A 16010-nucleotide genomic window follows, 5' to 3' on the forward strand; every position below is an offset into this window, starting at 1 on the left:
GAGATCAGCAAAATCAAGCCCGTCCGGCGATTGAGGACACGCGGCCGAAGGCCGCGTACGGGGCGCAACCCCTTCCCTGCGGGGGCCGGGGCTGCAAGCCCCGGTTTCGGGAAGGGGCGGGGTGGGGGAACATCCCCGTCCCTACTTCAGCGCGCGCCACTTCGGGTCCAGGGCGATCGCCTTGAGCTGCGCAAGCGTCAGCGCCGGCTTCGCCCGGGTCGCCGCCGAGGCCTGATTCCCCGTGTTGAACGCGGAGATCACCACCCGGAACCCATCGGGAGCCACCACGTCGGCCGTACGCTGCACGACCCCGGAACCGCCCTTCTCGCCCACCCCCTCGTTCAGCCCCAGCAGGCTCGCGTCGGGAAGCGTCGTGATCTCGCCGACGGGCGTGACGTCCTGCATGTTCCGCTGGACGTTGATCTGGACGAGGCTGTCGCCCTTGCCGTCATTGACGACCACGAAGCCGTAGCCGCTCTGGCCGCCCTTGTCGGCAACCTTGACCTCGGCGGGGAGCAACGCGATCAGCACTGACTGCACGTCAGCCGCGCTCGGCTCCGTGGAGCGCCTGGGCTTCTCGTCGAGCGGCTTCACGCTGGCGATCACCGGCTTCCACGCCGTGGACGTGACGAGCGCCTTCATCTGGGTCATGGAGAGCGGCGGGTTGGTCCGGGTCGTCGCCGAGCCCTTCTCGGTGGGCGCGTTGTACTCGTTCGCGTCGAGGAGGATGCCGTTGGCGGTGACCACAGAGGCGCGCCAGTTCTTGGTGCCGTCGGGCTGGTCCTGGTACTCGTACCCCTGGATGACCATGAACCGCGAGCCGTTCGGCAGACTCCCGGCCGCACACCTGTCGTAGTTCACCATCGCCTTCGAAGGACAGGTCACGTACCCGTCGACGACGTCGGGGTCCTTGCCCACGGCGGAGATGCTGATCCCGATCCCCGCCTTGCCGTGGCCGTCGTCGAAGACGAGAGACGCCCCCGGCGAGACCGACTTCGGGCCCGCGTCCGGGTCCGCTCCCGATGCGGTCTCCTGCGTGGTCTTCCCGTCGGGGAGCAGCCCCTTGAAGATCTTGAGCACCTGCTCCTTGGTGACGCCCCCCGGGGACGCGACGGGCGACGGCTTGGCAGGCGCCGCCACCGACGCACCCTTGGCCCCGCCACTGACCCCGTCCGCGTCGAACACCCCACCCGCGTACGCCCCGCCGAACCCCACCAGCGCCAGCGCCACCACGCTCCCGGTCACCGCGGCCGTACGCCGCCGCCTGACCGTACGGCGGCCACGGCGCTCGCCACCGGCGACCAGGGCGGGGTTGTCGTCGGGGTGGAAGCTCTCGCCGGTGCGGCGGAGCGAGTCACCCAGCTGGTCCTCAAATGGCATGGCAAACCTACCCATTCGCGTAGTTACGGTGTGAAAGCTTCAGTCAATCCGGAGCAGAGGGCAGAGGGCAGAGCGCAGAAGGCAGAGGTCAGTGAGCCGCGAACTCGGCCAGACTCCCGCCCAGTTGCTCGCGCAGCTTCGCCAACGCCCGTACCGCCCGCGTCCGTACGGCCGCCGAGCTGACGTTCAGCGCGTCGGCGGTCTCCTCGATGGAGCGGTCCTCCCAGTACCGCAGCACCACGACCGCCCGGTCCTTCGGCGCGAGCCGTGCCAGCGCGCCCAGCAGCGCCACCCGCAGCGTCGGATCGTCCCCGGCCGCAGGCACCGCCCCCTCGGGCACTTCCCCGACCGGCCGCTCCGTGGCCGACCGCCGGCGCTGATGGGCGAGGAAGGTCCGTACGAGAACGGTCTGCGCATAGCCCGCAGGGTTGTCGATCCGCGTGATCCGGCCGCCCCACAGCGTGTACATCCGGCCCAGCGTCTCCTGCACGAGGTCTTCGGCGAGGTGCGTGTCTCCGCTGGTGAGCAGGCAGGCGGACCGGTAGAGGTGACTGGCCCGGCCGGCCGCGAACTCACGGAATTCCTCCGCGCGCGCTGCTCGCCTCATACGCTCTCTGTCCTCCCCCTGTGGCACCCCTGTGCGGCCCTACATCTCTCTGATGCTCCGGCCCCCGGGAAATGTTTCACCCCACCCCAAGAATCTTGCGGCGGCGGAAGCCCGCCAGGCAGGTTCCCGCCACGCCGTGCGCGGCTGTCCGTGCAGAGCACATGGAAGGGTCAGTCCACCCCGACCTGCCCGGACCTGTCCCCGGAGGACGTTTTGAGACCCCTCATACGCGCGGCACTTGCTGCCGCGGTCGTCTGCAGTACGGCGCTCCCGCCCGGCCTCGCCATAGCCGACGACGTGCCGAACACCCAGAACACCCAGAACATACCCGCCGGACCGGCCGGCTCCCGCACGGTCACCCTGGTCACGGGCGACAAGGTGACGGTCCACCCCGGCCCGGACGGCCGGAAGCTGACGTCCGTGGAACCGGCCGAGGGCCGCGAGGAGATCCCCTTCGCGACCGTACGGGGCAAGGACGGCCACACCTCCGTCACGCCCGCCGACGCGCAGCCCCTGATCGCCGAACAGCGCTTGGACCCGCGCCTGTTCGACGTCACCGCGCTCCTCGCGATGCAGTACGGCGACAAGGACCGCACCACCCTCCCGCTCATCGCGGACGACGCCCCCAAGTCGAGCCCCGCGGCGGCCCGTACGCTGCCCGCGCTCGGTTTCACCACCGGCGCGGTGAAGAAGTCGGACCTCGACACGGTCTGGTCGCAGACCCTCAAGAGCGACGACAGCCGCTTGTGGCTCGACGGCAGGCGCAAGGCGCTCGACGACACCAGCACGCACCAGATCGGCGCCGACAAGGCGTGGGCCAAGGGCCTGACCGGCAAGGGCGTCACGGTCGCCGTCGTCGACTCGGGCGCGGACGCGACGCACCCCGACCTGGCGGGCGCCATCGTCGCGTCCAAGGACTTCACCGGCACGGGCGAGGGCGACGCCAACGGCCACGGAACGCACGTCGCCGCCACCATCGCGGGCCGCGGCAGCGCGTACCCCTCGGTCGCCCCCGGCGTCTCGCTCGCGATCGCCAAGGTCCTCAACTCGGCTGGCCAGGGCACCGATTCAGGCGTTCTGGCCGGCATGGAGTGGGCGACCAAGGACGTCAAGGCGAAGATCGTCAACATGTCGCTGGGCGGCACGGACACCCAGGGCACCGACCCCCTCGAAGCAGCCGTCGACGAGCTGTCGCAGTCCACCGGCGCCCTGTTCGTGATCGCCGCAGGCAACGAGGGCCGCACCAGCGACCGTACGATCGACTCCCCCGGCAGCGCGGACGCCGCGCTCACCGTCGGGGCGGTCGACTCCACCGGAGCGCTCGCCGACTTCTCCAGCCGGGGCCCGCGCATCGGCGACTACGGCGTGAAGCCGGAGATCGCGGCCCCCGGCGTGGGCATCGTCGCGGCCCGCGCGACCGGCACCTCGCTCGGCACCCCCATCGACGCCAACTACACGTCGCTCTCCGGCACTTCGATGGCGACACCCCACGTGGCAGGCGCGGCCGCGATCCTCGCCCAGCAGCACCCCGCCTGGACCGGACGGCAGCTGAAGGACGCCCTGACGGGCTCGGCGTCCTCCGACGACCACACCCCCTTCCAGACGGGCGCGGGCCAGCTGGACGTGGCGGCGGCCACCGAGGCGACGGTCACGGCGGACCCGGCCAACGCGAGCACGTACGTGAAGTACGGCACCAAGTCGGCGAAGAAGAAGGTCACTTACACCAACGCCTCCAACCGTCCGGTGACCCTGCACCTGACCGAGGACGCGCAGGCGATCAGGGCCGAGGACCGCACGGTGCGCGTCTCGGCGCACGGCACGGCGACCGCAGAGCTGGAGATCGGCGGCCGGGGCACGAAGCCCGGCGCCTACGGCGGTGTCCTCACCGCGAAGGGCGGCGGCGAGACGGTCCGTACGGTCATCGGCGCGTACATCGAGCCGGAGGCGGGCGACGTCACCGTCAACTTCCTGGACTTCGCGGGGAATCCGGTCCCAGGGCAGGCCTGGCCGATCATCAACATGAAGACGGGCGAGCAGGACGCGGTCGTCGCGGCAGACGGCACCGGCACGGTCCACCTGCCCGCCGGCGAGTACGCGATGCCGGTGTACATGCGCATCAAGGACCTGACCGGAAAGTCCGTGGCTGTCATGGCGAACGTCCCGGTCACAGTGAAGGCGGGCGCCCAGACGGTCACCGTCGACTCCCGTACGACGTCGAAACTGGACGCCGTCCTGAACGACGACCCGAACGCCAAGCTCGTCCAGCAGACCCTCGACCTCACCCGCGGGATCGGTGACATCGAGGTCGACTGGCAGACCAGCGTGACCCCGTCGACGACCACCATGGTCCCGCCGGCGAAGGCGTCCGGCCTGGTCTACCACCACCACTCGGCGTTCCTCCCGACCACCAAGAGCGCCACCAAGAACTGGCGCGCCGACACCCTCGACGTCCGCAAGGACGAGGTCCCCGCGGACCTGACGCACCACGCGAGCCTGGCGAAGCTGACGCACACCGAGACGCAGTACCGGAGCACCGGTTACAGCTCGCAGGGCATCGCGTTCCAGATGAGCCCGGTCTACCCGGACTCCGACGCCATCCGGCTGCTGCGGACCAACCTCGGCGCGGGCATCACCCTCACGCACTACGTGGAGAACGCCGTGCCGGGCCTCCAGTGGGAGCGCACGGTCGGCCTGAACAGCTCCCGGGGCGGGGCGACCGGCTTCATCGACGTCAGGGAACTGACCGACGGCGCCCAGGAGGCGTTCGGCGCGTCCGCCTTCGGCCCGGTGCTCGCCGAAGGCAACGCGGTCCGCCAGGGCGACACGGCGACGGTCTCGGTCCCGAACTGGTTCGTCGACGCGACCCCCGGCCGCTACGGCTTCTCCACCGGCAACTCCACCCTGACCCTGACGAACGGCGCCGGCACCGAGCTCGCCACCTCCGCAGGCACGGGCACCGCACCGGCACTCACGGCCCAACTCCCGTACGACGAGGGCACGTACACGCTCAGCCTGGACCAGACCCGCGACGGCTGGTCGCTGCCGACGTCCAGCCGCGTCACCACCGACTGGACGTTCCGCTCGCGGCACACCGCCACCCGCCAGGCGCGGGACCTGCCGCTCAACACGCTGCGCATCACCCCCGAGGCCCTGGGCCTCGGCAACGCCACGGCCGTGGGCGCGGCGACCACCCCGGTCACGGTGCGCGCGGAGGGCGGCCCCCGGGTCAAGTCCCTGACGGCGGAGGTCAGTTTCGACGACGGTACGACGTGGACGGCGGCGCCCGTCACCCGTAACGCGAACGGCACCTGGACGGCGACGGTCACCAACTCCAAGGACCCGGCGTCGCTGATCCCCTTCGCCTCCCTGCGCGTCACGGCGCAGAACCGCGAGGGCGGCAAGGTGACGCAGACGGTGCACGCGGCGTACGAGATCCGCTGACGGCGGCTCACCCGCCCGCCCCGACGGCGCCCCGCCGGAGACCGCAGAGGTTCTCCGCCGGGGCGCTTCACCGTCCCCGTGACTGCGGGCCGACCCACCGGGTACCCGAACCCCTATGAACGCACTGACGCTGATCCCCATAGGCCTGGTGGTCGCCGCCGCGCTGATCGCGGCAGTCTGGTGGGGCATACGCCGCACCGCCCACCGCCCGACCCCGCCGTCCCCGGCGGACCACCCCCACTACCCGGCCGACCCGCAGAGGCCGCCGGGCGAGGTCCAGGCACGGCCGGGCTCGAACGAGCTGCCCCTCCAGGACACCCGCCTCACCCCGCACCACCTGCACGATCACGACCACCACGGCCACTGACGTGCGCTGGTCTCACCCGAGCGCGTACACCTCACGGTCGCACCACCGCGCCCCGTCCCAGACGATCAACTGCACCTCGCGCACCTTGCTGACGAGGGGCAGCCGGGGCGCGAGCTCGCGCTCCAGTACGTCATAGGCGGCACGCCAGGTCTCCGGCCCTTCCCCATTGGCCACGGTGAGATGAGGTGCGAGCCCGTCGTCCCCGAAGACGCCCCGATACGGAACGGCCTCGGGCCAGCGCGCGACCACGTCATCGGTGAGCGCCCGCACGGCACCACCCGGCTCGGGCGCCAGATACAGCACACCGGGCCACCGCCGGAACTCCCGGAACTCCACCTCAAAGGCGTCCCGCGCCCCGAAGATCCCGCCCAGCTCGCGCCGCACACCCTCCCCGATGAGGCTCTCGTGCAGAAACGGATAGAGCACGGTCACATGAGCGGGAAACCCGGCCCGCACGAGCGCATCGGCCTCGGGCACCTTGATGGTCAGCGCGGTGTCCCCCACCACATCGCCCCACCCGCTCACGGCACCCCTTCACCCACCGGAAAACACCGAAGGCCCAGTGCTTTCGCACTGGGCCTTCGATCTTGCTAGTAGCGGGGACAGGATTTGAACCTGCGACCTCTGGGTTATGAGCCCAGCGAGCTACCGAGCTGCTCCACCCCGCGTCGGTGAACACGACACTACGTCACTCGACCCCGACCTGGGAAATCGATTCCCACCAAGGCCCACAGTGCGGTCGGAGGAGATAAGGGACTTTCGACACCAGTACCGGGACTCCCGACCCCTATGTCCGACCTTCGCAGTAACGTCACAATAATTGTTTGAGTTGCCGGGCCTCCCCCACTTCACGCGGGCCTGCAATGGCCATGCGGAGGACGGACGATGCCCCAAGTACCCACCGGCGACTGGCAGTACGAGGTCCCCACCACCGGCAGCAAGCGACTGCCGCCGGACGCCGGTTACGGCAAGGCCCTCACCAATCAGGGATACGGCTTCGAGGTCGCGATCGCCGACCTGATCGACAACTCCATCGACGCCGGAGCGCACAACGTCGTCGTCCACTTTCTGCGCGACGACACCCACGTCACCAGCCTGCTGATCGTCGACGACGGACGCGGCATGGACGAGCCGGGGCTGGACGCCGCGATGACGGTAGGCCGCCGCCGCGACTACGACGAGAACGCGCTCGGCATGTACGGCACGGGGCTCAAAGCCGCCTCGCTCTCCCATGCCGACGCACTCACCGTGATCAGCCGCACCCGCCGCAGCCGCACAGCCGGACGCCGCCTGACCTCGGCGGGCATCGAGGACGGCTTCCGCTGCGACACCGTGGACCCGTCGTACGCCCAGCAGCTCACCGACCGCTACGACGGTGTGATCCAGTGGCAGGGCACGATCGTGCGCTGGGACCGGGTCCGCACCTTCGAGACGGTCGCGCCGGGCCAGACCGAGCGCTATCTCTCCGAGGCCATCAACCGCCTGGAGCGGCACCTCGGCCTCCACCTGCACCGTTTCCTGGCCCGCGACGACTTCCACCTCGACATCGTCGTGGAGCACGTGGAGCACCCCGGGGACGAACTGGACCACCTCGCGGTCGATCCCCTCGACCCCTTCGGCTACCGCCTGCCTGGCCGCGCCGGCTATCCGGCCGGGCTGACCGCCCCGGTCGAGGGGCTCGGCGATCTCCCCGTACAGGCGCACATCTGGCCGTCGAAATCCAAGCTCCCCGGATACCGCGACATCGGCTCGCCCGCCCTGCGTCAGGGCTTCTACTTCTACCGCAACGACCGGCTCGTGCAGGCGGGAGGCTGGAACGGGCACCGTACGCCGGAGAACCACCTCAGCCTCGCCCGTGTCGCCATCGACCTCCCCACCGCGCCGAACGCCGTCTTCAGCCTGGATGTGAAGAAGGAGGGTGTCACCGCCACCCCCGCCTTCACCCGCGGCCTGGAGAAGGCGGCCGACGCCACGGGCCGGACCTTCGCCACGTATCTGAGCGAGGCCCAGGGCGTCTACCGCGAGGGCGCCTCGCGCGCCGAGATCGAGCGCAAGGCGGTCATCTACCCGGGCAAGGGGCTCGATCCGAAGGTCCGCCGTGCCGTACGGCAGGAACTGCCCGAGCGGGGCGGCGCGGACCCGATTACCTTTGGCTGGGTACCGCTGCCGGCCGACCGTTTCTTCGAGATCGACCGCGAGGCGCACACGATCCAGCTGAACAAGAGCTACCGGGATGCGTTCAACGCAGGCCACCGCAACAGCCTCAACGATGCGCCCGTGCTCAAGACGATGCTCTATCTCCTCCTGGAGGACTGCTTCGCCCTCGGCCGCTGGGAGCGCCGACGCCAGGACAAGCTCGACTACTGGAACACGATCATGCTCACCGCGGTGCACGCCCAGCGCGACCGCCACCTCGACGGCCAGGAGACCACGTGACCACCGCCGACAGCAGCGCCGCGATCACCCCCGATGTCCTCCTGGACATCCACTCGGGGGCGCTGGACGGGATGACGCGAGGCCCGCAGCCCTTCGCGAAGTGGGCGGTGCTGATAGCCGAGGACGAGCACGCGGAGCTGGACCCGGACGTCGTCCAGGACGAGGAATCGTTCCGTGCGCACCTCGCCGCCGGGGACTCGCCTCTCGCCTCCCTGTGGACGGGGAAGCTGACCCACTGGGACTTCGACAGGGACCCCAAGTGGGCCGCGGGCACCCAGCCGCGCACCGACGAACGCCGCGCCCGTACGTACGACCGTCTCGGCTTCGCCGATGACCTGCGCAAGGCGCTCGACGCGGCCGCCCCGGTCCACAAGGAGCCGGGCACGACGGTCATCGCCCGCCCCGGCTTCACCCCCTGGTACACCCCGCAGCGAGCCGCCGACCGCGCCTTCTACTGGCCCAAGTACCGGGACCTGCTCGCCGCCAAGGGTCTGTCCGCCGCCGCCGTGGGCCACCTGGACGACGCGACGCACTCCGTCGTCGAACGCCTGGCCGACCCGGAACAGGACGCCCCACGCCAGTCGAAGGGCCTGGTCGTCGGCTACGTACAGTCCGGCAAGACCGCCAACTTCACCGGTGTCACGGCGAAGGCGATCGACGCCGGCTATCGCCTGGTCATCGTGCTCGGCGGCACTCTGAACAACCTGCGCGCACAGACCCAGCGCCGCCTCGACAAGGAACTGGTCGGCCAGGAGAACATCCTCGGCGGCGCCGACCCCGCCGACCTCGACTCGGTCATCGGCATCGACTACGTGGGCGACGACGACGAGTGGGACGACTTCGTGTCGTACGGCGCCCGCCCGTCCCTCCTCGGCCACCCCGACATCGACCGCCTCACTACCCGCGACAAGGACTACGCGGGCCTCCAACAGGGCATCCGCGCGCTGGAGTTCGAGAAGCGCGACCGAAGGCTTCCGCTCCACCACCCGGACAATCTGCACCACACGGCGGCCCGCATCATGGTCGTCAAGAAGAACAAGGCCGTCCTCGAGAAGCTGGTCACCAACCTCAAGCAGATCCAGGCCCAGGGCCTCCTCTCCGAGATACCGGCCCTGATCATCGACGACGAGTCCGACCAGGCCTCGGTCAACACCACCGACCCGAAGAAGTGGGAAGGCGGCGACCCCAAGCGCACCGCGATCAACGCCCTGATCTCCCAACTGCTCGGCCTGCTCCCCCGCGCCCAGTACGTCGGCTACACGGCGACCCCCTTCGCCAACGTCTTCATCGACCCGGGCGACGGCGCGGACCTGTTCCCCAACGACTACCTGATCTCACTGCGCCGCCCCGACGGTTACATGGGCGTCCAGGACTTCCACGACCTGGACTCGGCGATCGACCCCGAGGACCGCACGTTCGCCAACTCCCAGGAACTGGCCCACGTCCGAGGCGTCTACGAGGACTCCACCGGCGACGACCGCCTCCAGGAAGCCCTGGACGCCTTCCTCCTGGCAGGAGCGGTGAAGCTCTACCGCGCGGACCACGGCGTCCCCGAGCGGCGCTTCCGCCACCACACGATGCTGATCCACGAGTCGGTACGTATGGCGGAACACGCCGAACTGGCCCTGCGCGTCAGCACGATGTGGCACAAGTCGGCCCCCATGAGCCACAAGAACCATGACCGCCTGCGCGCCTTGTACGAGTCGGACTTCACGACGGTCAGCGCGGCCCGAGCGGCGGACCTGCCGACCCCGGCGACATACGAGGAACTGAAGCCGTACATCTCCACCGCCCGCAGCCTGATCAACAAGGGCGCGAGCCCGGTGATCGTGGTCAACGGCGACAAGGAGAGCGACTACGCGAAAGACGACCTGGACTTCGACCGCACCCCTAACGTGTGGAAGATCTTGGTGGGCGGCACTAAGCTCTCGCGAGGCTTCACGGTGGAGGGCCTGACGGTCACGTACTACCGCCGCAGGACCCAACAGGCGGACACTCTCATGCAGATGGGCCGCTGGTTCGGCTTCCGCGAGGGCTACCGCGACCTGGTCCGCCTCTATATCGGCCGCGAGGAGATCCACGGCCGAACGACGGTGGACCTGTACGAGGCGTTCGAGGCGGTGTGCCGCGACGAGGAGGCCTTCCGCGACCAACTCACCACGTATGCGACCCTGGTGGACGGCGTCCCGCAGGTAACTCCGGCCCAGATCCCTCCATTGGTCTCTCAGCACCTCCCGTGGATCAAGCCGTCGGCCCGCAACAAGATGTTCAACGCGGAACTGGTAGAAATCCGTTCGCCAGGCAAGCCCATCGAACCTGCCGCCTATCCCACGGATCCCAGGGTCACATCCCGCAACACGGAGCGCTGGCAGACAGTGCTGAGCGCTCTCAGCGGAAAATCAACACTCTGCCGCCTGCAGCCAGACAGCGCTACGCCTCTCCCGCGCACCTTCCAGGCCGCGACGACCGTGGTCGCACACTCCGAACTCCTCGGCATCCTGAGCGGACTTGAGTGGGAGGGCGGCAAGATCCTCGCACCGCACCTTGCCTACCTCGCCCAGCTGGATGGGCGCCTCGGGAGGGTCGATGACTGGCTTGTCATCGCACCTCACCGCACGGAACGCAATCGCATCGAAGCGTCCATCATGGGCAGCGGACCCTTCTCCCTGGCCCGACGCAGCCGGCAGGCGGGCAAGGCCTCTTTCGGCCGCATCTCCGGTAAGGAACACCGCGCATACGCGCAGCAGTTGAACGACTTGGCACACTCCGGCACGACCGAGGCCGACACGCACACACTGAGCCAGCACCGCGGAATGATCCTGCTTTACCCCGTCGTGGAGGCCTCAACGGACGCCGAAGTGCAGGCCGTCGCAACTACCGGCACCGTGGCGCCTTCCGAAGTCATCATGGCCTTCACCCTGATCCCGCCGACCGCAGCGATCGACTCCACTCGCCAGCTCGTCCGTTTCCGGACCAAGGACTCGAACGACCCCAACGCAGCTATCGTCAATGCTCAGTAAGAGCGATGCTGGCCTGTGCACCAGCAACTCACCGGATAGGTAACCGATTTGCTTCCCTTTGAGGACGACATCAGAGCAGCCACCTGGATACAGAATGTTACACAGGCTGACATGCAGGAGTCCCGCGCACTCGCTGCGAAGCACTCGCGCCGCAACACATTCCACACCTGGGATCCCCCGCGCGAAGCCATGAGCAAGATGCCGCACGAGTGGCGAATCCAGCCCGGCCTTACGCAGCAAGTCCCCGATGACCTTGCCCCGTTCGTGGAGTGGTTCAACAACCAGCCGGAGGCGCGAGAGCGCTTCCGATGGGCACTCCGCGACTCCCTCGATGAGCTGCTCGATGGCCAGCGGACGGGACGCTGGGCATACCAGCACCTGACGAAGACTGAAAAGACGTATCTCGGTACTGCCGTCGAGGTGAACCTCACCAAGGAGTTCGCCATTGACAATGGTGCAGACCTCGACTGGTCCATCGCTGGCTTCGACATCGACTGCAAGTTTTCCAAGGATCTCGGCGGCTGGGAGATCCCTATGGAAATGTACCTGTGCGCTGACCATGGAGAGCGGAGTGGTCGTGACGACCACGCTGCAGTCGTGACCTGGATGAACGACGACAAAAGCCAGTGGGCCGCGGGCATCGTGCGGATCACCGATGAACGACTGCGCTGGAAGAGGGCACGGGATGCAAACGGCGACCCTGTCCGTGCATACAACCGAGACAACAAGCGCAAGCTCATCGACGGTGCCCATTCCAAGGTCTACTGGCTCTGGGGCGGGCTCCAGACAGATCTGCCGACTAACCTGCTGCTCCATCTAGATACCGAGACGCGCCAGCGGATTCTCACTGCGTCGCTGCCTCGCCGAGCCTCGTCGGGCCAGCAGCGGCTGAACCAGCTATTCCTTGAGGTGCAGGACCGTCTCGTCGGCCGACAGACCGTGTTGACCGTCGGTCAGCAGGACGACGCCCCGAAGCGAGCCCGCGACGCCCGTAAAGCTCTGCGTCCGAAGGGCATTGTGGTGCTGGGTCATCAAGGATCACACCCACACGTCGCCCACGCGCTCAGGTTGCCGGTACCGATCAAGGGCGAGTGGATCTCCACCCGTCTCGTACCCGTCTCATCTGACGATGCGCGACCGAAGTTTTCACTGAAAGGACATTTCTGGGCGCGTGCTCGTGAGGATGAGCGGCCTTCTGAGCCCGAGCCGGCACCCGACCTTCCTGACAATCAAGAGATCGACAGGTAGAGCCTCTCCAAGCTCATTTTCACCCGATAGCTACCCATTCAGACATCTCGATTGCCTGGCAAATCAACCAGCCAGGCCGCCATGCCTCACGAAGAGCACCGCGTTATCGCCTGTGCTCTCCCATCCGTCCGTCGTCGAGCGGCGCTCTCAAGCGCTGAATGAAGAACGTAGGGGTCCCGCTAAAGTGAATGCTGAGACGGGCTGGGATCGCCCTGAAGGGTCCTGGGCGTCCTCTGCAGCTCGCCGCCGGAATATGCAGGCAATCCGGAGCCGGGACACCCAGCCGGAGCGTCTGATCAGGCGACTTATACACGCAAACGGTCTGCGCTACCGGGTAGCGGCCACGCCGCTACCCGGCCTTCGCAGAACTGCCGACATGGTGTTCCGCCCCGCGAAAGTGGCAGTCTTCATCGACGGCTGCTACTGGCATGGATGCCCGGAGCACTATGTACCCCCGAAAACCAACTCCGGTTACTGGTCGGACAAGGTCGCCCGCAACATCGCACGCGACGTCGACACCAACCACCAACTCACCGAGTCGGGCTGGACCGTGCTGCGCTTCTGGGAGCACGAGTCACCCGACGACTGCGCTCTCACGATCACGGACACCGTTAACCGCCTCCGCAGTCACCGGAGTTGATACATCTGAAAGCTTGAACAGAAGCTCGCTGTCCCGCTGTCCAGTGATCTCCCGCTTCTCCCACTCGCGTACCGGCGCGACCACCTTGTTCTTGCGCGCAGCTTCCAGGGCAACTCGGATCTGCACACCAACCGCTTCCGCAACCGGAGGCGGGAACGCATTGCCCACCTGCCTGTACGCGGCGGTCTTCTTCCCCTGGAACTCCCAGTCCTCAGGGAAGCCTTGAATCATCGCTGCCTGCGTCACAGTGAGCTTGGGGCCGGCAGGCGAGAACAGGTCGCGGTCCTCGCTCTCCTTGAGCTTCATTTCAGGCGTCTCGTTTGCAACGCCCAGCCCGCAGACACCGAGTGTGGCCCACGCCTTCTTGGCTCGCGTAGGCCCGAGGTCGGCACCACCATGCTTCTTGGAGCCACCAACTAGCGTAGGGGCAACACCCTTCGACGCCTTCTCTAGCCAGCGGTCGAACCACTCGTCAGCCCGAGGGTCCTCTACTGCGTTGTACCTCTCGCGCATGGTCTTCTCCAGCGCGTCGCCAACCGTGACGAGGGCTCGCTCCTTCGGCTTCTTCTTCACGAAGAATTCGGCGTAATCCTTCTTCAGTGCTACCAGAATGGCGCGGGGCCGGAGCTGCGGAACTCCGTAGTTCTTAGCCTCAAGCACCTCCCAATAGCACACTTCATAACCGAGAAGATGAAGACTGTCGAGGATCTCTTCGCGGTAGTCCTGAAACTTCTCCGCAGGTTCCAGCAGACCCCGGACATTTTCAATCATTACAGCTTTGGGTTCCAGCTCCCTGACGAGCTTGAGCATCGTCGGGAACAAGTCCCTCTCGTCGTCCGCGCCGAGCTGCTTGCCCGCCACGGAGAACGGCGGGCACGGGACCCCGCCGGCCAGGAGGTCAAGGTCTCCGGGCTCCAGCTTCAGCTCCTTCCGCAGCGCATACGGATCCAGCTGAGTGAGATCCTCCTGCATCACCTTGCAGTTGCCCCACTCTGCACTGCCTTCCACGTTCTTCCTGAGCGTGGCGACTGCATTGGGGTCGATCTCGATGAGCGCGAGGTGCTTGAACAGCGCGTTGTGAAGCCCCAGCGCCTGCCCACCAGCCCCGGCGCAGATCTCAACCGAGGTCAGCTTCCTCTTAGTGCTGGTCATACACCCTCCTTCCAAACGTGCCCGACTGGCACTCGTTGCAACCAGTCATCACAGAGGGTGACAGACCCCACTGACAACGCGACCTCCACGAGTATCCGTCATCCCGTGGAACACGCGGTTCCCCACACATCCCAAGGCGAACACTCATACGATATTCCCATGGCGAGGATTGATTGGTCCTGGGACGAACTGCTGCTGGCGTGCGCACTGGTCATGGAGAATGACTGGCACGAGCTGCGCCAGAATTATGCCGACGTGATCGATCTGTCTGACCTGCTCCGGTCGCTCCCCCTCAACGCCGACGCAGCTGGCGACGACCCGCGCTTCCGCTCCCCTAACAGCGTGAGCCGCAAGACCACCGACATCAGCACGGCCCACCCCAGTTATCCGGGCACTCCCACCAGAGGCGGCCGCCTCACCCGGGAAGTAGTGAAGGCGTTCGTACAGCACCCCACCGAGATGCTGGCCTCGGCGAAAGCGCTCCGCGAAGGCATCGGCTCCGGAGAGCTGCACGCCATTCCGCCGCAGCCGGACGAGGCAGGTGACGACGGTATGACGACGGCCCCGGAGGGGCGACTGCTGGCCCGCTGGGCGTTGTACCGCGAGCGGGACCGAGGCCTGCGCGACCGCAAGATCAAGCGAGCTCTCTCGCGCGGACAGGCCATCCAATGCGCTGTCTGCACCTTCGACTTCCGCCGCACATACGGCCAGCTCGGCGACGGCTACATAGAGGTGCACCACGTCCTCCCTCTCCATGTCTCCGGCCCGACCGAGACCAGGCTCGACGACCTCGCGTTCCTCTGCGCCAATTGCCACCGCATGTGCCACAGGAGCCATCGGGGGAAATCCTGGCGCACACCGGATGAGCTCCGTGACGAGATCCGGGATTCCGGCGACGAAGGGCGATAGGCCGCGCTAGGCAACCTCCGACACCGCCTCGTAGTGCATCTGAGCGCGGTCCAGGATGTCGTCCGGGTCGTCACCCCGCGCTGCAGTCCAGTGCAGCAGATCCGTGATCAGCTCCACGGCGGACTCCGTAAGCCGCAGCCCCGCTGAGTGAGGCCCGCCAGCCCTGGCGCCAGGCTCGCTCCGCCCCTGATACCCCTCCAGGACCGTAGCCGCCCGCTCGACGTTTCGGCTGAAGTCGCCTGGTGCTCCATCGAGTTCGCACCACACCACTTTCCCGGTTGCCGTGAGGAGCGTCCCCCAGTCCGCCGCCAAGTGCACGAGCAGGTGCAGGCCTCGCCCGCATTCCTCCTCATGCACCCCTACCGGGGCGGGTGACGGAACCACGTGGCTCTTGTCGTGCATCTCAAGCCGGATGCGGCCCCCGTGCAACGTCATGATCAGCGTTGCGGCAGCTCCCCCGCCTACGTGCTTGATGACGTTGGTGGCCAGCTCTGTGACGGCAAGCTGCGCCTCATCGACCGCAGCAGCGACCCCCCACTGCATGAACTGTGCAGCCACCGCTCTGCGCAACAGCCGCATCTCCGCCGGCGATGCCTCGAACGGCAGGACGCATCGAAGCTGGGGTTCAGTGTTCTCGTAGCCGGTCATTGCCGAACTCCCTCCGCAGCCACGCAGCACTGCGCCCGCCGTATCCAAACGGCTGCACTGCGTAGCGATCTGTGACCGAGCATGACACAGAGAAGTCTCGCCATGTAACTTCTCACGAGAATCCATCGAGTGAATCCGGTAGTCCGGCAACTTCCGTACTGC

The 16010-nt window shown here is 67.5% G+C and carries 12 protein-coding genes and 1 tRNA gene; 7 read left to right on the top strand and 6 right to left on the bottom strand.

Features of this window, described 5'->3' with window-relative positions; translation table 11 throughout:
* Nucleotides 1–141: 141 nt before the first annotated feature.
* Both AB0H78_RS00465 and AB0H78_RS00470 read right to left on the bottom strand, forming a co-directional pair.
* Nucleotides 142–1380 carry a hypothetical protein gene (locus AB0H78_RS00465; protein ID WP_363231952.1) on the bottom strand — a complete coding sequence of 413 codons (1239 nt, stop codon included), beginning with the start codon at nt 1378–1380 and terminating at the stop codon, nt 142–144.
* A gap of 88 nt (nt 1381–1468) precedes the next feature.
* Nucleotides 1469–1987: a SigE family RNA polymerase sigma factor gene (locus tag AB0H78_RS00470; protein WP_363231953.1), complete on the bottom strand. Its 519-nt coding sequence runs from the start codon at nt 1985–1987 to the stop codon at nt 1469–1471.
* A gap of 213 nt (nt 1988–2200) precedes the next feature.
* Here AB0H78_RS00470 and AB0H78_RS00475 point away from each other — a divergent pair, with 213 nt between their 5' ends.
* Together AB0H78_RS00475 and AB0H78_RS00480 are read left to right on the top strand one after the other, a co-directional pair.
* A complete protein-coding gene (locus AB0H78_RS00475) occupies nt 2201–5428 on the top strand; it encodes a S8 family serine peptidase (protein WP_363231954.1) in 3228 nt (1075 codons plus the stop codon).
* Between the two features lie 115 nt (nt 5429–5543).
* Nucleotides 5544–5795, top strand: coding sequence for a DUF6479 family protein (locus AB0H78_RS00480; protein WP_363231955.1), 252 nt, complete (start codon nt 5544–5546; stop codon nt 5793–5795).
* Nucleotides 5796–5807: 12 nt separating this feature from the next.
* On the opposite strand, the gene AB0H78_RS00485 is transcribed toward AB0H78_RS00480, so the two are convergent.
* Both AB0H78_RS00485 and AB0H78_RS00490 read right to left on the bottom strand, forming a co-directional pair.
* A complete protein-coding gene (locus AB0H78_RS00485) occupies nt 5808–6320 on the bottom strand; it encodes a 2'-5' RNA ligase family protein (protein WP_363231956.1) in 513 nt (170 codons plus the stop codon).
* A gap of 69 nt (nt 6321–6389) precedes the next feature.
* A tRNA-Met gene (locus AB0H78_RS00490) sits at nt 6390–6463 on the bottom strand.
* Between the two features lie 217 nt (nt 6464–6680).
* Here AB0H78_RS00490 and AB0H78_RS00495 point away from each other — a divergent pair.
* The 4 genes from AB0H78_RS00495 to AB0H78_RS00510 all read left to right on the top strand — a co-directional run bounded on the left by AB0H78_RS00495 (nt 6681) and on the right by AB0H78_RS00510 (nt 13139).
* Nucleotides 6681–8231, top strand: coding sequence for an ATP-binding protein (locus AB0H78_RS00495; RefSeq protein ID WP_363231957.1), 1551 nt, complete (start codon nt 6681–6683; stop codon nt 8229–8231).
* A 71-nt stretch (nt 8232–8302) separates the two neighbouring features.
* Nucleotides 8303–11251: a Z1 domain-containing protein gene (locus tag AB0H78_RS00500; RefSeq protein ID WP_363232683.1), complete on the top strand. Its 2949-nt coding sequence runs from the start codon at nt 8303–8305 to the stop codon at nt 11249–11251.
* Nucleotides 11252–11362: 111 nt separating this feature from the next.
* A complete protein-coding gene (locus AB0H78_RS00505; RefSeq protein ID WP_363231958.1) occupies nt 11363–12499 on the top strand; it encodes a NaeI family type II restriction endonuclease in 1137 nt (378 codons plus the stop codon).
* Nucleotides 12500–12683: 184 nt separating this feature from the next.
* Nucleotides 12684–13139: a very short patch repair endonuclease gene (locus AB0H78_RS00510; protein ID WP_363231959.1), complete on the top strand. Its 456-nt coding sequence runs from the start codon at nt 12684–12686 to the stop codon at nt 13137–13139.
* Here the strand turns inward: AB0H78_RS00510 and AB0H78_RS00515 are convergent.
* The gene (locus AB0H78_RS00515) at nt 13074–14291 is read right to left on the bottom strand and encodes a DNA cytosine methyltransferase (protein WP_363231960.1); all 1218 of its coding nucleotides are present in this window, start codon (nt 14289–14291) and stop codon (nt 13074–13076) included. The genes AB0H78_RS00510 and AB0H78_RS00515 overlap by 66 nt on opposite strands.
* Before the next feature lie 159 nt (nt 14292–14450).
* Here AB0H78_RS00515 and AB0H78_RS00520 point away from each other — a divergent pair, with 159 nt between their 5' ends.
* Complete coding sequence (locus AB0H78_RS00520; protein ID WP_363231961.1) at nt 14451–15200, top strand: HNH endonuclease; 750 nt, start codon at nt 14451–14453, stop codon at nt 15198–15200.
* A 6-nt stretch (nt 15201–15206) separates the two neighbouring features.
* On the opposite strand, the gene AB0H78_RS00525 is transcribed toward AB0H78_RS00520, so the two are convergent.
* Nucleotides 15207–15848, bottom strand: coding sequence for an ATP-binding protein (locus AB0H78_RS00525; RefSeq protein WP_363231962.1), 642 nt, complete (start codon nt 15846–15848; stop codon nt 15207–15209).
* Nucleotides 15849–16010: the final 162 nt, after the last annotated feature.

The sequence above is a fragment of the Streptomyces sp. NPDC050738 genome, assembly GCF_040654175.1.
Taxonomy (GTDB): domain Bacteria; phylum Actinomycetota; class Actinomycetes; order Streptomycetales; family Streptomycetaceae; genus Streptomyces.